Origin of the sequence: Streptomyces sp. NPDC050315 (assembly GCF_040655775.1) — a bacterium.
In the GTDB taxonomy this organism is placed as follows: domain Bacteria; phylum Actinomycetota; class Actinomycetes; order Streptomycetales; family Streptomycetaceae; genus Streptomyces.
Map to the genome: position 1 here is coordinate 1 of NZ_JBFAKN010000002.1, position 13779 is coordinate 13779.

General features: G+C 70.1%; 13 protein-coding genes. 5 read left to right on the forward strand and 8 right to left on the reverse strand.

What is annotated here, in order from left to right:
- Positions 1-391: 391 nt before the first annotated feature.
- Positions 392-1042, reverse strand: a complete 651-nt coding sequence (locus AB0I82_RS07015; RefSeq protein ID WP_363256110.1) for a DNA-3-methyladenine glycosylase — start codon at positions 1040-1042, stop codon at positions 392-394.
- 214 nt (positions 1043-1256) lie between these two features.
- Here AB0I82_RS07015 and AB0I82_RS07020 point away from each other — a divergent pair, with 214 nt between their 5' ends.
- The 3 genes from AB0I82_RS07020 to AB0I82_RS07030 all read left to right on the forward strand — a co-directional run bounded on the left by AB0I82_RS07020 (position 1257) and on the right by AB0I82_RS07030 (position 3593).
- Positions 1257-2039 carry a sporulation protein gene (locus tag AB0I82_RS07020; RefSeq protein WP_363256111.1) on the forward strand — a complete coding sequence of 261 codons (783 nt, stop codon included), beginning with the start codon at positions 1257-1259 and terminating at the stop codon, positions 2037-2039.
- 124 nt (positions 2040-2163) lie between these two features.
- Positions 2164-2703, forward strand: coding sequence for a YbhB/YbcL family Raf kinase inhibitor-like protein (locus AB0I82_RS07025; protein ID WP_030264789.1), 540 nt, complete (start codon positions 2164-2166; stop codon positions 2701-2703).
- A gap of 386 nt (positions 2704-3089) precedes the next feature.
- Positions 3090-3593 (forward strand): HNH endonuclease, encoded by a 504-nt coding sequence (locus AB0I82_RS07030; protein ID WP_030264786.1) that lies wholly within the window; start codon positions 3090-3092, stop codon positions 3591-3593.
- Positions 3594-3662: 69 nt separating this feature from the next.
- Here the strand turns inward: AB0I82_RS07030 and AB0I82_RS07035 are convergent, their stop codons facing one another.
- The 4 genes from AB0I82_RS07035 to AB0I82_RS07050 all read right to left on the reverse strand — a co-directional run bounded on the left by AB0I82_RS07035 (position 3663) and on the right by AB0I82_RS07050 (position 6956).
- Positions 3663-4430, reverse strand: coding sequence for a sulfite exporter TauE/SafE family protein (locus AB0I82_RS07035; RefSeq protein ID WP_363256112.1), 768 nt, complete (start codon positions 4428-4430; stop codon positions 3663-3665).
- 99 nt (positions 4431-4529) lie between these two features.
- Positions 4530-5462: an SPFH domain-containing protein gene (locus tag AB0I82_RS07040; protein ID WP_363256114.1), complete on the reverse strand. Its 933-nt coding sequence runs from the start codon at positions 5460-5462 to the stop codon at positions 4530-4532.
- A 141-nt stretch (positions 5463-5603) separates the two neighbouring features.
- Positions 5604-6017 carry an NfeD family protein gene (locus AB0I82_RS07045; RefSeq protein ID WP_363256884.1) on the reverse strand — a complete coding sequence of 138 codons (414 nt, stop codon included), beginning with the start codon at positions 6015-6017 and terminating at the stop codon, positions 5604-5606.
- 126 nt (positions 6018-6143) lie between these two features.
- Complete coding sequence (locus tag AB0I82_RS07050; RefSeq protein WP_363256115.1) at positions 6144-6956, reverse strand: ABC transporter ATP-binding protein; 813 nt, start codon at positions 6954-6956, stop codon at positions 6144-6146.
- A gap of 87 nt (positions 6957-7043) precedes the next feature.
- On the opposite strand from AB0I82_RS07050, the gene AB0I82_RS07055 reads away from it, so the two are divergent.
- Positions 7044-7847 (forward strand): hypothetical protein, encoded by an 804-nt coding sequence (locus AB0I82_RS07055; protein WP_363256116.1) that lies wholly within the window; start codon positions 7044-7046, stop codon positions 7845-7847.
- Positions 7848-7907: 60 nt separating this feature from the next.
- On the opposite strand, the gene AB0I82_RS07060 is transcribed toward AB0I82_RS07055, so the two are convergent.
- Both AB0I82_RS07060 and AB0I82_RS07065 read right to left on the reverse strand, forming a co-directional pair.
- Positions 7908-8576: a response regulator transcription factor gene (locus AB0I82_RS07060; RefSeq protein WP_363256117.1), complete on the reverse strand. Its 669-nt coding sequence runs from the start codon at positions 8574-8576 to the stop codon at positions 7908-7910.
- Positions 8569-9726 (reverse strand): GAF domain-containing sensor histidine kinase, encoded by a 1158-nt coding sequence (locus AB0I82_RS07065; protein WP_363256118.1) that lies wholly within the window; start codon positions 9724-9726, stop codon positions 8569-8571. Before AB0I82_RS07065 ends, AB0I82_RS07060 begins: the two co-directional genes overlap by 8 nt.
- 603 nt (positions 9727-10329) lie before the next feature.
- Here AB0I82_RS07065 and AB0I82_RS07070 point away from each other — a divergent pair.
- Positions 10330-11082 (forward strand): transglycosylase SLT domain-containing protein, encoded by a 753-nt coding sequence (locus AB0I82_RS07070; protein ID WP_363256119.1) that lies wholly within the window; start codon positions 10330-10332, stop codon positions 11080-11082.
- A 102-nt stretch (positions 11083-11184) separates the two neighbouring features.
- Here AB0I82_RS07070 and AB0I82_RS07075 read toward each other — a convergent pair whose 3' ends face one another.
- Positions 11185-13677 carry an FHA domain-containing protein gene (locus AB0I82_RS07075; protein WP_363256885.1) on the reverse strand — a complete coding sequence of 831 codons (2493 nt, stop codon included), beginning with the start codon at positions 13675-13677 and terminating at the stop codon, positions 11185-11187.
- Between the last annotated feature and the right edge of the window lie 102 nt (positions 13678-13779).

Sequence of the window (13779 nt, forward strand, 5' to 3'; positions counted from 1 at the left end):
TCACCCTCGCGGGCTTTCCTCCGGGCGCTTCCCTTCGGTCTTGCGTTTCCGACTCTATCAGATCCTTGCGGCTCCGATTTTCGCCGGTGCGTTTCCGCCTTTCGGCTTCTTCGCGGTTCCGACTTTACCAGATCCTCGTTCGTTCCGTTTCCGGTCCGAATTTGTTTCCGGTGGCCTTTGGATTGGCCTTTGCCTTTCGGCGTGTCCACTACTTTAGCGGATTCCCTTGGGCACTCATAATCGAGTCGCCCGGGCCTATTTTCGGCAGCGCCGAAGGAGACCCGATTGAGGGAGTCGTTCGAAAGTGATGGTGGTGCCGCCTGCGGCGTGCGCACATAGCGCTGCCCGTCTCAAGCGGCTCGGGCTACGTTACGACTCTGCCCGGGCAGAGTCAAGCAGCCCTGGTCCGGCGCTTTCGGGGGACGTGTGCCCGGTACGGACTGACCGTCGGGTCGCCGTCGATCCAGAAGCGCCACGGGTGGGTCGCACCGTCGCCGCCAACTCCGGTGCGCGGCCCGCTGCGTACCAGGTCAGGGGCGGCCGGCGTGCCCTCGAGGACGGAGAGCGGCGCATCGGGACCCGCGCACACGTCGGTGCCGTTCAGCTGCCGGTCGATGGCGAGGCCGGTGGCCAGCCGGGCCGGGCCCTGGGCGAGTTCACTCGGGCGGCGGGACTTCGGGCGGCGCGCGGCCACCTGCTCCGTACCGCTGAGCACCTCGCCGGCACGCAGCAGGACACCGCTGGCGTAGCCGTTGGGGCCGCAGACGAGGTTGAGGCTGAACCACATGCCGTAGATGAAATAGACGTACGCGTGTCCGGGCGGGCCGAACATCGAGGCGTTCCGCTCCGTGCGGCCCCGGTAGGCGTGCGAGCCGGGGTCGTTCTCACCGTCGTACGCCTCGACCTCCGTAAGGCGCAGTTCGATGGTGCCCTCCGGGGTGCTGCGCACGAGGGTGCGGCCGAGCAGGTCGGGGGCGACTTCGAGGACGGGGCGGTCGAAGAATGTCCGCGGGAGCGGCATACGGGTGGGTTCGGAGATCATGCGTTCCCAGGGTAGTGGACCTCGGCTGTTCTCTTCGGGGCCGCGGAGTGGCCTGGGAGTACCCCGTCTTGGCAGGCTGTGGGCGTGCGGCGGCCGGCCGCCGGGGGAACCGCCGTACGCCGTTTCGCGTTCGTAGGGATCGGACCCGGAGCGGGCAGGCGTGCCGCGGCCGGACATCACCGAAGTACAGGCGCGTGCCTGGAGAGGACGATCAATGGGGTTCAAGAAGCTGCTGGCGAGTCTGGGTGCCGGAGGCGCGGCGGTGGAGACGGTGCTCTTCGAGGAGAACGTCGTTCCCGGCGGCGTCGTGCACGGTGAGGTGCGGATCCAGGGCGGTTCCGTGGATCAGGAGATACAGGGGCTGTCGGTCGGGCTGCAGGCCGTCGTGGAGGTCGAGACCAGCGACGGGGAGCACAAGCAGAACATCGAGTTCGCCAAGCAGAAGCTGGGCGGGGAGTTCGCGCTGCAGGCCGGCGCGGCGCACACCGTGCCGTTCGGCCTGGAGGTCCCGTGGGAGACCCCCATCACGTACTTCCTGAACACGCGCCTGAAGGGCATGCAGGTCGGTGTGACGACCGAGCTGGCGATCGCCCGCGCGGTGGACTCCGGTGACCTCGATCCGGTGAACGTGCACCCCCTGCCGGCGCAGCAGGCGATCCTGGACGCGTTCGGGCACCTGGGTTTCCGCTTCAAGAACGCGGACCTGGAGCGCGGGCACATCCGGGGCACGCGCCAGTCGCTGCCCTTCTACCAGGAGATCGAGCTGTACGCGCCGCAGCAGTACCGCGGTCTGAACCAGGTCGAGGTCTCGTTCGTGGCGGACAGCAACGCGATGGACGTCGTGCTGGAGATGGACAAGAAGCCCGGTCTGTTCACGGAGGGCAGCGACACGTTCCGCTCGTTCCAGGTGGGTCTGCACGACTTCCAGGGCACGGACTGGGTGGCGTACCTGAACCACTGGCTGGCCGAGGTCGGCAGCAAGCGCAACTGGTTCTGAGCCCCGGGCGCGGCACCTTCTGACGCGCGGTGACATGAGTTCCGGCCGGGCCGGGCACCGGTTCTGCCACGAGCAGGTTCTAACCTGGCCGGACGGTCTCCGAATGCGATCAGGAGGTGTCGAAGTGTCCGAGCAGAAGCGCCGGCCGCTCCCGCACGATTTTCATCCGCAGGTGCCCTCGTTCACGGTGGTGAGCGACGATCTGCAGGAGGGCGGGACGCTGGCGGACGCCCAGGTGTTCAGCGCGGGGAACACCTCGCCGCATCTGCGGTGGGAGGGCGCCCCGGAGGGGACCCGCAGCTACGCCGTCAGCTGCTACGACCCGGACGCGCCGACCGGCAGCGGTTTCTGGCACTGGTCGGTGTTCGACATTCCGGCGTCGGTGACGGAGCTGCCGGCCGGTGCGGGTTCCGGTGACATGAAGGGCCTGCCCGAGGGCGCGGTGCACGTACGGAACGACTACGGGACGCGTGACTTCGGTGGCGCGGCGCCGCCCCCCGGGGACGGCCCGCACCGGTACGTCTTCACCGTGTACGCGGTGGACCAGGAGAAGCTCGGCCCGGACGCGGACGCTTCGCCTGCCGTGGTGGGCTTCAACCTGCGGTTCCACACGCTGGGCCGGGCCCAGCTGATCGGCGAGTACGAGATCCCCGCCGAGGGGTGACGCGGGCTCGCCCGTAATTCCGTTGCGCCCCGGCGCCCCGGATCGCACAGTGGTGTTTGGCCGACGGTTGCCGCATGGCCGTCGGGCAGTCGGCACCGCAGTGGCGGGGGCGGCGGGGCGCAGGTGTGTCCCCTGTCGTCTGCCGGAGTCCGCTTCGTGTCGGACGTCCGCGCCGGCTGCCGTGACGCTCCGGGTCCCTTGTCACGGGGGACGGGGCCCGGAGCGTTCCCCCGCCTCTCCCCCTTGCCGGTTCGCCATTCGTTCGCCCGTTGCTCACCTGTCATCTCCCTTGCGGCATACGGAAATTGCGTTGTCCGGGGGATCACTGGAACTGCACAGTGGAGCCACTTCGCCGAGCGGCGGACGGGATGCGGGAGGTGGTCGGGATGCGCGAGACGCTGGTCCTCAACGCGAGCTTCGAGCCGCTGTCGACGGTGTCGCTGCGGCGGGCGGTCGTGCTGGTCATGCAGGACAAGGCCGTGGTCGAGCAGGCGCACCCCGGGCTGCGCATCCGGGGCGCCGCGGTGGATCTCCCGGTACCGCTGGTGATCAGGCTGAGCAGGTACGTACGGGTGCCGTTCCGAAGACAGGCGCCGTGGTCGCGGCGGGGTGTACTGGTGCGGGACCAGCATCGGTGCGCGTACTGCGGGCGGCGGGCGACGACCGTGGACCATGTGGTGCCGCGGGCGCACGGGGGCGGTGACACTTGGCTGAATACTGTCGCCTCCTGTGCCGAGGACAATCACCGCAAGGCGGACCGGACGCCGGAGCAGGCGGGGATGGAGCTGCTGCGGCGGCCGTTCGTGCCGACGCCCGCCGACACGATGCTGGCGGCGCTGGGGGTGTCCGTACGGGAGGAGCTGCCGGACTGGCTGGTGCAGTCGGCGTAGGGCCGGCGCACGAGTGTGCGTGAAGGGGCGCGGGGAGAGACCCGCGCCCCTTCTTCGTACGTGATCCTGTCAGCGCAGCAGCAGCTGCACGATGGCGACGATGCCGACCGCGACGATGACACCGCGCAGGACAGGAGGCGGCAGCCGGCGGCCGATCTTCGCGCCGAGCTGGCCGCCGAGCGCGGAGCCGACGGCGATCAGGAGGACGGCGGTCCAGTCGAAGTCGGCGACGAAGAGGAAGAAGACGGTGGCGACGGCGTTGACGATGAGGACGAGGATGTTCTTGAGCGCGTTGTTGCGCTGCAGGGTCTCGTCGAGCAGCAGGCCCATCAGGGCGACGTAGATGATGCCCTGGGCGGCGCCGAAGTAGCCGCCGTACATGCTGGCGCACAGCAGTCCGGTCAGGAGCGCGAGGCCGCCGTCGCGGTGCGGCACGGTGCCGTTGCGGGCGCGGCGGGCCTTGACGGCGGCGGACAGCCGGGGCTGCAGGACGACCAGGACCAGGGCGACGGCGATCAAGGCGGGGACGATCGCGTCGAAGGCGCCGGAGGGCAGGGCCAGCAGCAGGACGGCGCCGATGAGGCCGCCGAGGGCCGCGGCGGCTCCGAAGCGGAGCATGCGGGGGCGCTGGCCGCGCAGTTCGCGGCGGTAGCCGATGGCGCCGCTGATGGAGCCCGGTACGAGGCCGAGGGTGTTGGAGACGTTCGCGGTGACGGGCGGGAGGCCGATCCCCAGGAGTACGGGGAAGGTGATGAGCGTGCCGGACCCGACGACGGTGTTGATGGTGCCGGCGCCGATGCCCGCGGCGAAGACCGCGAGCGCTTCCCAGACGGACATGCCGAACCCCCGGTGCGTGATCGGTGCAGTACGAACCGATCATGCACCAGGGGTGCGGCGGGACGACTCAGGAGGCCATGGATCGAGACGGCCTGTCGGTCAGTCGATGGACGGCTTCTCGAGGTGGGTGGTGGTGGGCGCGGACGGGGTGCCGCCGCCGGGCGTGAAGTTCCCGAGGGCGCCGCCGAGGCCCTTGAGCGCGTCGCCGATCTCGCTGGGCACGATCCAGAGCTTGTTGGCGTCGCCCTCGGCGATCTTCGGGAGCATCTGGAGGTACTGGTACGAGAGCAGCTTCTGGTCCGGGTCGCCGGCGTGGATGGACTCGAAGACCGTACGGATCGCCTGGGCCTCGCCCTCGGCGCGCAGCGCCGCGGCCTTGGCCTCACCTTCGGCGCGGAGGATCGCGGACTGCTTCTCGCCCTCGGCGCGCAGGATCTCGGACTGCCGGACACCCTCGGCCTGGAGGATCGCGGCGCGCTTGTCACGGTCGGCGCGCATCTGCTTCTCCATCGAGTCCTGGATGGAGGTCGGCGGCTCGATGGCCTTGAGCTCGACGCGGTTGACGCGGATGCCCCACTTGCCCGTGGCCTCGTCCAGGACGCCGCGCAGCGCGGCGTTGATCTCCTCGCGGGAGGTGAGGGTGCGCTCCAGGTCCATGCCGCCGATGATGTTCCGGAGGGTGGTGACCGTGAGCTGCTCGATCGCCTGGATGTAGCTGGCGACCTCGTACGTCGCGGCGCGGGCGTCCGTCACCTGGTAATAGATGACGGTGTCGATGTTGACGACGAGGTTGTCCTGCGTGATGACCGGCTGGGGCGGGAAGGGCACGACCTGTTCGCGCAGGTCGATGCGGTTGCGGATGGAGTCGATGAACGGCACGACGATGTTCAGGCCCGCGTTCAGCGTGCGGGTGTAGCGGCCGAAGCGCTCGACGATGGCGGCGCTGGCCTGCGGAATGACCTGGATCGTCTTGATGAGTGCGATGAACACCAGCACCACCAGGATGATCAGGACGATGATGATCGGTTCCACAGTGGCTCCTCGTGTCCTTCCATAGCTGTCGGCCGGTCCCGCCCGGCGAGTAGGTGATCGAGTCTTTCAGAGACTCGCCCTCTTGTGCAGGCCGTTCTCCGGTCCTGCGAGGGCCAGTTGATCAAGCCGTCATGCAAGTCGTCACATGACGACGGCGGTTGCTCCCTCGATGTCCACGACGTCCACTTTCTGGCCTGGCTCGTACACCTGACCCTCGTCCAGCGCGCGTGCGGACCACACCTCGCCGTTGAGCTTGATGCGGCCGCCGCCGGAGTCGTCGACCCGCTCGATGACCGTTGCCTGCCTGCCCTTCAGGGCGTCAACTCCGGAGGCCATGCCGGGCCTTCGGGAGCGGGCGCGCTTGGCGATCGGGCGCACGACGGCGACGAGCGCGACCGAGACGGCGGCGAAGACGATGACCTGCGTGACGATGCCACCGCCCAGCGCGGCCACCACGGCACCGGCGACAGCGCCGACCGCGAACATCCCGAACTCGGGCATCGCGGTGACGACGAGAGGAATTCCCAGTCCTACGGCAGCGATGAGCCACCACACCCATGCATCCACGGGCTCATGGTAGATCGGCGAGCGGCGTCGCGGACAGGGTGCGATCGATCGCGGCCGGATAGGGCCGGGGCTTTTCGGCCCCGGCCCCGGTCAGCGATCGTTCCGCGCCAACTGTCAGGTGAGCGGCAGGCCTTGGGCGGTCCAGCGATCACTGCCGTTGCGCTCGACGATGAGCGGCAGGCCGAAGCAGCGGGAGAGGTTGCTGGAGGTCAGCTCCAGGTCGATGGGGCCGGCCGCGAGCACCTTGCCCTGACGGATCATCAGGACGTGGGTGAAGCCGGGCGCGATCTCCTCGACATGGTGGGTGACCATGATCATCGACGGTGCGAACGGGTCGCGGGCGAGTCTGCCGAGGCGGCGTACGAGGTCCTCGCGGCCGCCGAGGTCCAGGCCCGCGGCCGGCTCGTCCAGCAGGAGCAGCTCCGGGTCGGTCATCATCGCGCGGGCGATGAGGGTGCGCTTGCGCTCGCCCTCGGAGAGCGTGCCGAACTTCCGGTCGAGGTACTTGCTCATGCCCAGCCGGTCGAGGAAGGCGCGGGCGCGCTGCTCGTCGACCGGGTCGTAGTGCTCCTGCCAGGTGGCGGTCATGCCGTACGCGGCGGTGAGCACGGTCTGCAGCACGGTCTGGCGGCGCGGCAGCTTGTCCGCGAGCGCGATGCCGGCCATGCCGATGCGCGGGCGGAGGTCGAAGACGTCGACCTTGCCGAGCGTCTCGCCGAGGATCGTGCTGGTGCCCGTGGTCGGGAAGACATAGCTGGAGGCGACATTGAGGAGGGTGGTCTTGCCGGCGCCGTTCGGGCCCAGGATCACCCAGCGCTCTCCCTCCTTCACCGACCAGGAGACCTGGTCCACCAGAGCCCGGCCCTCGCGGACCACGGATACGTCCACCAGCTCCAGAACATCGCTCATGAGCGCGTTGTCTCCCATTGCATCTCGGTCGTCGGTGCGCCTGTGGGCGCAGCCCTCTGCAAACCTACGCCACCCATTGTCAGTGCCTGTCCTTAGGCTGGGTCCATGCTCGATGAACCTCGATCAGGACGGCTGGCCGCGTGGGGAAATGCCCTGTTGGCCGGGCTTGTCCCACCTGATGACGCAGCGGAGCGGATCGCGGAGGGTGACGCGGTGCACCGTGTCACCGGGCTGCCCGGCGAGCCGGGCCCTGTGGGGCTGACGCTCGCGCTGGGCCGGCTGCGGGCACTGGGCGCGACCGGACTGCGGGTGGCGCTGCCGGTGCCGGGGCACCCGCTGGGGCTGAGCGGGCCGCCGGAGTTCAACGCGCGGGCGATAGAGGCCGAGGAAGCGGTCACCGTCTGCGGGGTGGCGCTGGGCCTGGTGCCGGAGGTGCACGAGGCGGGGCCCGAGGGCGATGTGCACGTCGAGGTCGTATGGCACTGCATGGCGGTACGGGACGCGCCGCCGGCGGACGTGCCCTCGCTCGGCGAGGCGGAGCGGGAGCTGGCGCAGGCGCTGCGGGAGGCGACGGAGCTGCTGGCGAAGCTGGATGTGGCCGGATCGGGCCCGGTCGCCGACGCGGCGCTGGCGGCGTACCGCGCGCGGGCCGAGGCCGGGCGGCAGCTGCTGGCGCCGGGGTATCCGCCGCGGTCGGTGCGGGTGCTGGAGCTGGCGCAGAAGGTCGGCGCGCTCATCCGCATTGCGGAGGGGCCCGGCGGGGATGGCCGGGAGCATGGGGCGGCGGTCAGCGCCTCGCAGATGGCCGCGCGTCGGGACGCGTTGCGTCCGGTTGAGCGGACTGCTCGGCGGGCGCAGGTGGCTGCGTACAACGCGGCTGTGGAGGAGCGGGAGAGGCGGGCGCCGTAGGGGTTCTGTGCGTTGGCGGGCGCGGCGCCGTTGTGGTTGCTCGCGCAGTTCCCCGCGCCCCTACGGGGCGCTCACTCCGTGGCGGACTGCCCACAGGGCGGCCTGGGTGCGGTCTGACAGGTCCAGTTTCATGAGGATGTTGGAGACGTGGGTCTTGACCGTTTTTTCGGAGAGGACCAGGGCGCGGGCGATCTCGCGGTTGGAGCGGCCGTCCGCTATCAGGGCCAGCACCTCGCGCTCCCGGTCGGTGAGGGAGCCGCCGCGGCCCTGGCCGCCGCCCGTGTCCTCCTGGCTGAGCAGCGCGTCGGCGACCTCGGGCTGGAGCAGGACGTGCCCGGCGTGCACGGAGCGGATGGCGCCGGCCAGCGCGTCGGGGTCGATGTCCTTGTAGACGTAGCCCGCGGCGCCCGCCCGCAGCGCGGGGATGACGGTCCGCTGCTCGGTGAAGCTCGTCACGATCAGCACCCGGGCGGGGCTGCGCTGCTCCCGCAGCAGCCGCAGCGCCTCGACGCCGTCCATGCCGGGCATCTTGATGTCCATGAGGACGACGTCGGGGTGCAGCCGCTCCGCCGCGGCCACGCCTTCCTCACCGTCGGCGGCCTCGCCGACGACCTCGATGTCGTCCTGCACTTCCAGGAACGTGCGCAGCCCGCGCCGTACGACCTGGTGGTCGTCGACCAGCAGCACCTTGATGGGGCCGCCGAGCGAGCCCCTGCCTCCGTCAGCCACCGGGGACCTCCATCTCGACAGCGGTGCCCTTGCCGGGCGCCGACTCCACCGTGAGCGTGCCGCCGACGCCGCTCGCCCGGTCCCGCATCGACACGAGGCCCAGGTGGCGTCCGGCCCGGCGGACGGTGCCGGGGTCGAAGCCGCGGCCGTCGTCGGCGACCCGCAGCACCGCGCCCTGCCCGTGACGTACGAGAGTGACGTCGACACGCTGCGCGTCGGCGTGGCGCAGCGCGTTGTGCAGGGCTTCCTGCGCCACCCGCAGCAGCGCCTCCTCCTGCGCGGCGGGCAGCGCCCGCAGCCCGTGGGCGGCGAAGGTGACCTTGGCGCTGTGGGCGCGGTCGAGCACCTGGATCTGGGTACGCAGCGTGGCGATCAGGCCGTCCTCGTCCAGGGCGGCGGGCCGGAGCTCCACGACGGCCGCGCGCAGCTCGTCGGCGGCCTCCGCGGCGAGCCGGGTGACCTGCTGCAGCTCGCCCTTGGCGCGGGCCGGGTCGCGGTCGACCAGGGCGGTGGCGGCCTGCGCGGTCAGCCGCAGCGAGAAGAGCTTCTGGGAGACCGCGTCGTGCAGCTCGTGCGCCAGCCGGGCGCGCTCCCCCGCGATGGTCAGCTCGCGGCTGCGCTCGTACAGCCGGGCGTTGGTCAGGGCGATGGCGGCGTGCTGGGCGAGCATGCCGAGCAGCGCCTCGTCCTCCTCGGTGAAGCCGCAGCCGCCGGCCGGCTTCGGGCACCTCTTGTTGGCGAGGAAGAGCGCGCCGAGGATCTCGTCGCCGTCGGCGACCGGCATGCCCAGGAAGTCGGACATATCGGGGTGGGCGCCGGGCCAGCCCTCGAAGCGGGGGTCCTGGCGGACGTCACCGAGGCGCTGCGGGGTGGCCTCCTGGAGCATCGCGGCGAGGATGCCGTGCTGGCGGGGCAGCGGGCCGATGGCCTTCCACTGCTCCTCGCTCACCCCGTCCACGACGAACTGCGCGAAGCCACCGTGGTCGTCCGGCACGCCGAGCGCGGCGTACTCCGCGTCCAGCAGCTCGCGGGCCGACGCGACGATCGTCTTGAGCACGTCGCGCACTTCCAGGTGCCGGCTCATGGCGAGGATGGCGCCGCTCACCGCGGAGAGCCCGGCCCCCCGCGCCGCCCCTGGTCCCTTGGTCATGCGCTTACCGTACCGGCGGCCCGCACCCCGCGTATCCGCCTGCGGCGGGGCGCCGGCTACGTCCGCGGGCCTAGGGCGGAAGGCCGGGCGGCGGGCGCAGCCCTGGCATGCCCGGCCCCCGTGCGGGTCTTTCCGCTCCCGCCCCGCGGGACCATCGGCCACTTTGGAGCGAGGACTTTCTGCCCCCTATATATAGGGGAGAGGAAAGGCCGCCTTTCGCGGCCGGCCGGCCGCGGGGCACGCCCTCGCGCAGGCAATCCCGGCGCTTACTTTCCGTACCGAGTCAATGACATAACGGCAGGCGGCACCCCTAAACATGTGAGCCCGGGCATAGGACGTACATCACTTACGACCGAAGTTAGTGGGGGGTAAATGCGGGCAGCCGCAGGAGTTGATCCGAGCCACCCCTTGGACTGAGTGCCTTTCGGACGCAATTCGGTGGCCCGAGGTTCCACTATCCAGCTTCGTACGTCACATGATTGCGGGGTCAAATTCCGGCCGCTAACAATGGCTGACGTCGCCCGGCGCCGTGGAAAAGGATCTCGGCGTTCTTGCGCCAATCCGGCCCACGCGACGTCCCCCATTGGAAGAGGTTCTTTCCGCATGCCCCTGCACGCCATTCCTGGCTACAGCCGCCTGAACCGGAATCACAAGCTCTCCGCCGCTGCCGTGGCCACGGGCGGTGCCGCCGCACTGATCTTCACCGTCGTCCCGGGTTCGGCCAACGCCGAGCCGACCCAGGCCGCCCAGAACGTAAAGCCCGTCGCCTACCACGTGGTCGACGACTCCTCCGCGTACAGCCTGGTCGACAACGCGGCCGCCAAGGCGCAGCACGCCGAGCTGACGCAGAACAGCACCCGCGCCGCCGAGCAGGCCAGCGCCTCCGCCCTCGCGGCGAAGAAGCAGGCCGAGGGTGACGCCAAGGCCGCCGCTCAGGCCAAGGCCAAGGCTGCCGCCGACGCGGCCGCCCGGGCCAAGGAGGCCGCCAAGAACCAGGCCGCGAGCCGGTCCGCCGAGCGCCAGCCGGTCACCTACCCCAACAACCTCGACGGCTGGATCCGCGAATCCCTCGCGATCATGAAGAAGCACGGGATCCCCGGCTCCTACGAGGGCATCAAGCGCAACATCATCCGTGAGTCCGGCGGTAACCCGCGCGCGATCAACAACTGGGACGTGAATGCCCAGATGGGTATCCCGTCCAAGGGTCTGCTGCAGGTCATCAAGCCCACCTTTGACCAGTACCACGTCGAGGGCACGGCGCACGACCAGTACGACCCGGTCGCCAACATCGTCGCCGCCTGTAACTACGCGGCCGACAAGTACGGCTCGATGGACAACGTCGACTCGGCGTACTGAACCACCGCGGCGCGCCGGAGCATCGGCGCCGGACGATGAATACCGCGAGGGGCGGCACCCGAATTCCGGGTGCCGCCCCTCGCGGCTCTCTGCCTGTAATTGCTACTTGCGCATGACCTCGGGCTCGTGGCGGCGCAGCAGCCGCGCCACCGCGAAGGCGAGGAGCACGCCGAGCGCCAGCATGAAGACCATGTCCATCACATAGACGCCGGTCTGGTGCTGCCACAGCGGGTCGGGGTCGGTCTTGTCCCACGGCAGGAGCGTGTTCAGGTCGGCGGTGGCGCCCAGCGCCGCGACCGCCCAGCGCGAGGGCATCAGCCAGGAGATCTGCGCGACGCCCGGGGTGTTGTACAGCTGGAAGAGCACGCCGGTGAAGACGACCTGCACGATGGCGAACATGACCAGCAGCGGCATGGTCTTCTCGGCGGTCTTGACCAGGGCGGAGATCAGCAGGCCGAACATCATCGAGGTGAAGCCGAGCGCGATGATCGCGACGGTCATCTCGATGGCCGGCAGGTCCTCCACGATCAGGCCCTCGGCGGGCATGTTCCGGGTCGAGAAGCCGATCACCGCGATGATCACGCCCTGTACGGCGGTGACCAGGCCGAGCACGATCACCTTCGACATCAGGTATGCCGAGCGGGACAGGCCGGTGGCCCGTTCGCGCTCGTAGATGACGCGTTCCTTGATCAGTTCTCGTACGGAGTTGGCCGCGCCCGAGAAGCACATGCCGACCACGAGGATCAGCATGATCGTCGTGGCGTCGCGGTTGGTCCGGGCCTTCTCCAGCGGCCCGTACCCGAGGCCGAAGTCGCTGGGGATCAGCATGGAGACCACGCCGAGCACGGCGGGCAGCACCAGCATCAGGCCCAGGAAGCCGCGGTCGGAGGCGATCACGGAGACGTACCGCCGCATCAGGGTCCACAGCTGGGAGCCCCAGCTCTGGGACTTCTGCATACGGGCCGGCGGCGCCTGGACGCTCACCGACTGCGGCGCGACGGCGTCGATGTCGGCCGCGTACATCTGGTAGTGCGGGGAGCCGCGCCAGCGGCCCATCCAGTCGTAGTCCCGGTAGTTCTCGAACGCCGAGAAGACGTCCGCCCAGGACTCGTACTGGAAGAAGTTCAGCGCCTCCTCGGGCGGGCCGAAGTAGGCGACGCCGCCGCCCGGCGCCATGACCAGCAGCTTGTCGCAGAGCGCGAGCTCGGCGACGGAGTGCGTGACCACCAGGACCGTACGGCCGTCGTCGGCGAGGTCCCGCAGCAGCTTCATGACGTCGCGGTCCATGCCCGGGTCGAGGCCGGAGGTCGGCTCGTCCAGGAAGATCAGCGACGGCTTGGTCAGCAGCTCCAGGGCGACCGAGACGCGCTTGCGCTGGCCACCGGAGAGCGAGGTGACCTTCTTCTCCTTGTGCACGTCGAGCTTGAGCTCGCGCAGCACCTCGTCGATCCGGGCCTCGCGCTCGGCCTCCGCGGTGTCACCGGGGAAGCGGAGCTTGGCCGCGTACCGCAGCGCCTTCTGGACGGTCAGCTCCTTGTGCAGGATGTCGTCCTGCGGGACCAGACCGATGCGCTGCCGCAGCTCGGCGAACTGCTTGTAGAGGTTCCGGTTGTCGTAGAGGACGTCGCCCTGATTGGCGGGGCGGTAACCGGTGAGCGCCTTGAGCAGCGTGGACTTGCCGGAGCCCGACGGGCCGATGACCGCGACCAGCGACTTCTCGGGCACGCCGAAGGAGACGTCCTTCAGGATCTGCTTGCCGCCCTCGACCGTGACGGTCAGATGGCGCGCGGAGAAGGAGACCTCACCGGTGTCGACGAACTCTTCCAGCCGGTCGCCGACCAGCCGGAACGTGGAGTGACCGACGCCGACGGTGTCGTTGGGCCCGATGAGGGCGCTGCCGCTCTTGGGGACCGGCTGGCCGTTGACGTACGTACCGTTGTGGCTGCCCAGGTCGTGGATCTCGAAGCGGCCGTCGGGCGTGGCCCGGAACTCCGCGTGGTGCCGGGAGACCTGCAGGTCGGAGACGACCAGCTCGTTCTCCAGGGCACGGCCGATGCGCATGACACGGCCGAGGTCCAGCTGGTGGAAGGTGGTCGGGCTGCGGTCGCCCGCCGCCTGCGGGGCCGCGCCGCCCTGTGCCGGGGGCTGCTGCGACCCGCCCTGCGGCGGGATACCGGCGCCGTACGAGGACGGGCCCTGCTGCGGTGCGCCCTGCTGCGGCGCGTCCTGCCATCCCTGCTGCGGCGCCGGCTGCTGCTGCGCGCCGGCCCAGCCGGGGGCGCCCTGCTGTGCGGGTGCCGGGGCGGCGTACGCGTCCGCCGCGGCGGCCGCCGCCGTACCGCTGAGAGTCAGCCGGGGACCGTCGGTGGCGTTACCGAGGTGCACGGTCGAGCCGGGGCCGATCTCCATCTGGTGGATCCGCTGCCCCTGCACATACGTGCCGTTGGTACTGCCCTGGTCCTCGATGACCCAACTGCGCCCTCCCCAGCGGACGGTCGCATGTCGCCAGGACACCCGCGCGTCGTCCAGCACCACATCACCGTGGGGATCGCGCCCCAGGCTGTACACCCGGGACGCATCGAGCGCCCAGGTCATTCCGTTGATTTCGAGTACGAGTTCAGGCACTCCATGCCCCACTAGTTGTCCCCCGAGTGACCCCCTGCACGGGAAGTCTAGGGATGGTGAACATCGTGAGGA

What these genes read in the sequence shown, in the direction of transcription:
- AB0I82_RS07015 (WP_363256110.1), bottom strand. Translation starts at nt 1,042, where the DNA reads ATGATCTCCGAACCCACCCGTATGCCGCTCCCGCGGACATTCTTCGAC.
- AB0I82_RS07020 (WP_363256111.1), top strand. Translation starts at nt 1,257, where the DNA reads ATGGGGTTCAAGAAGCTGCTGGCGAGTCTGGGTGCCGGAGGCGCGGCG.
- AB0I82_RS07030 (WP_030264786.1), top strand. Translation starts at nt 3,090, where the DNA reads ATGCGCGAGACGCTGGTCCTCAACGCGAGCTTCGAGCCGCTGTCGACG.
- AB0I82_RS07035 (WP_363256112.1), bottom strand. Translation starts at nt 4,430, where the DNA reads ATGTCCGTCTGGGAAGCGCTCGCGGTCTTCGCCGCGGGCATCGGCGCC.
- AB0I82_RS07050 (WP_363256115.1), bottom strand. Translation starts at nt 6,956, where the DNA reads ATGGGAGACAACGCGCTCATGAGCGATGTTCTGGAGCTGGTGGACGTA.
- AB0I82_RS07055 (WP_363256116.1), top strand. Translation starts at nt 7,044, where the DNA reads ATGCTCGATGAACCTCGATCAGGACGGCTGGCCGCGTGGGGAAATGCC.
- AB0I82_RS07065 (WP_363256118.1), bottom strand. Translation starts at nt 9,726, where the DNA reads ATGACCAAGGGACCAGGGGCGGCGCGGGGGGCCGGGCTCTCCGCGGTG.
- AB0I82_RS07070 (WP_363256119.1), top strand. Translation starts at nt 10,330, where the DNA reads ATGCCCCTGCACGCCATTCCTGGCTACAGCCGCCTGAACCGGAATCAC.
- AB0I82_RS07075 (WP_363256885.1), bottom strand. Translation starts at nt 13,677, where the DNA reads ATGACCTGGGCGCTCGATGCGTCCCGGGTGTACAGCCTGGGGCGCGAT.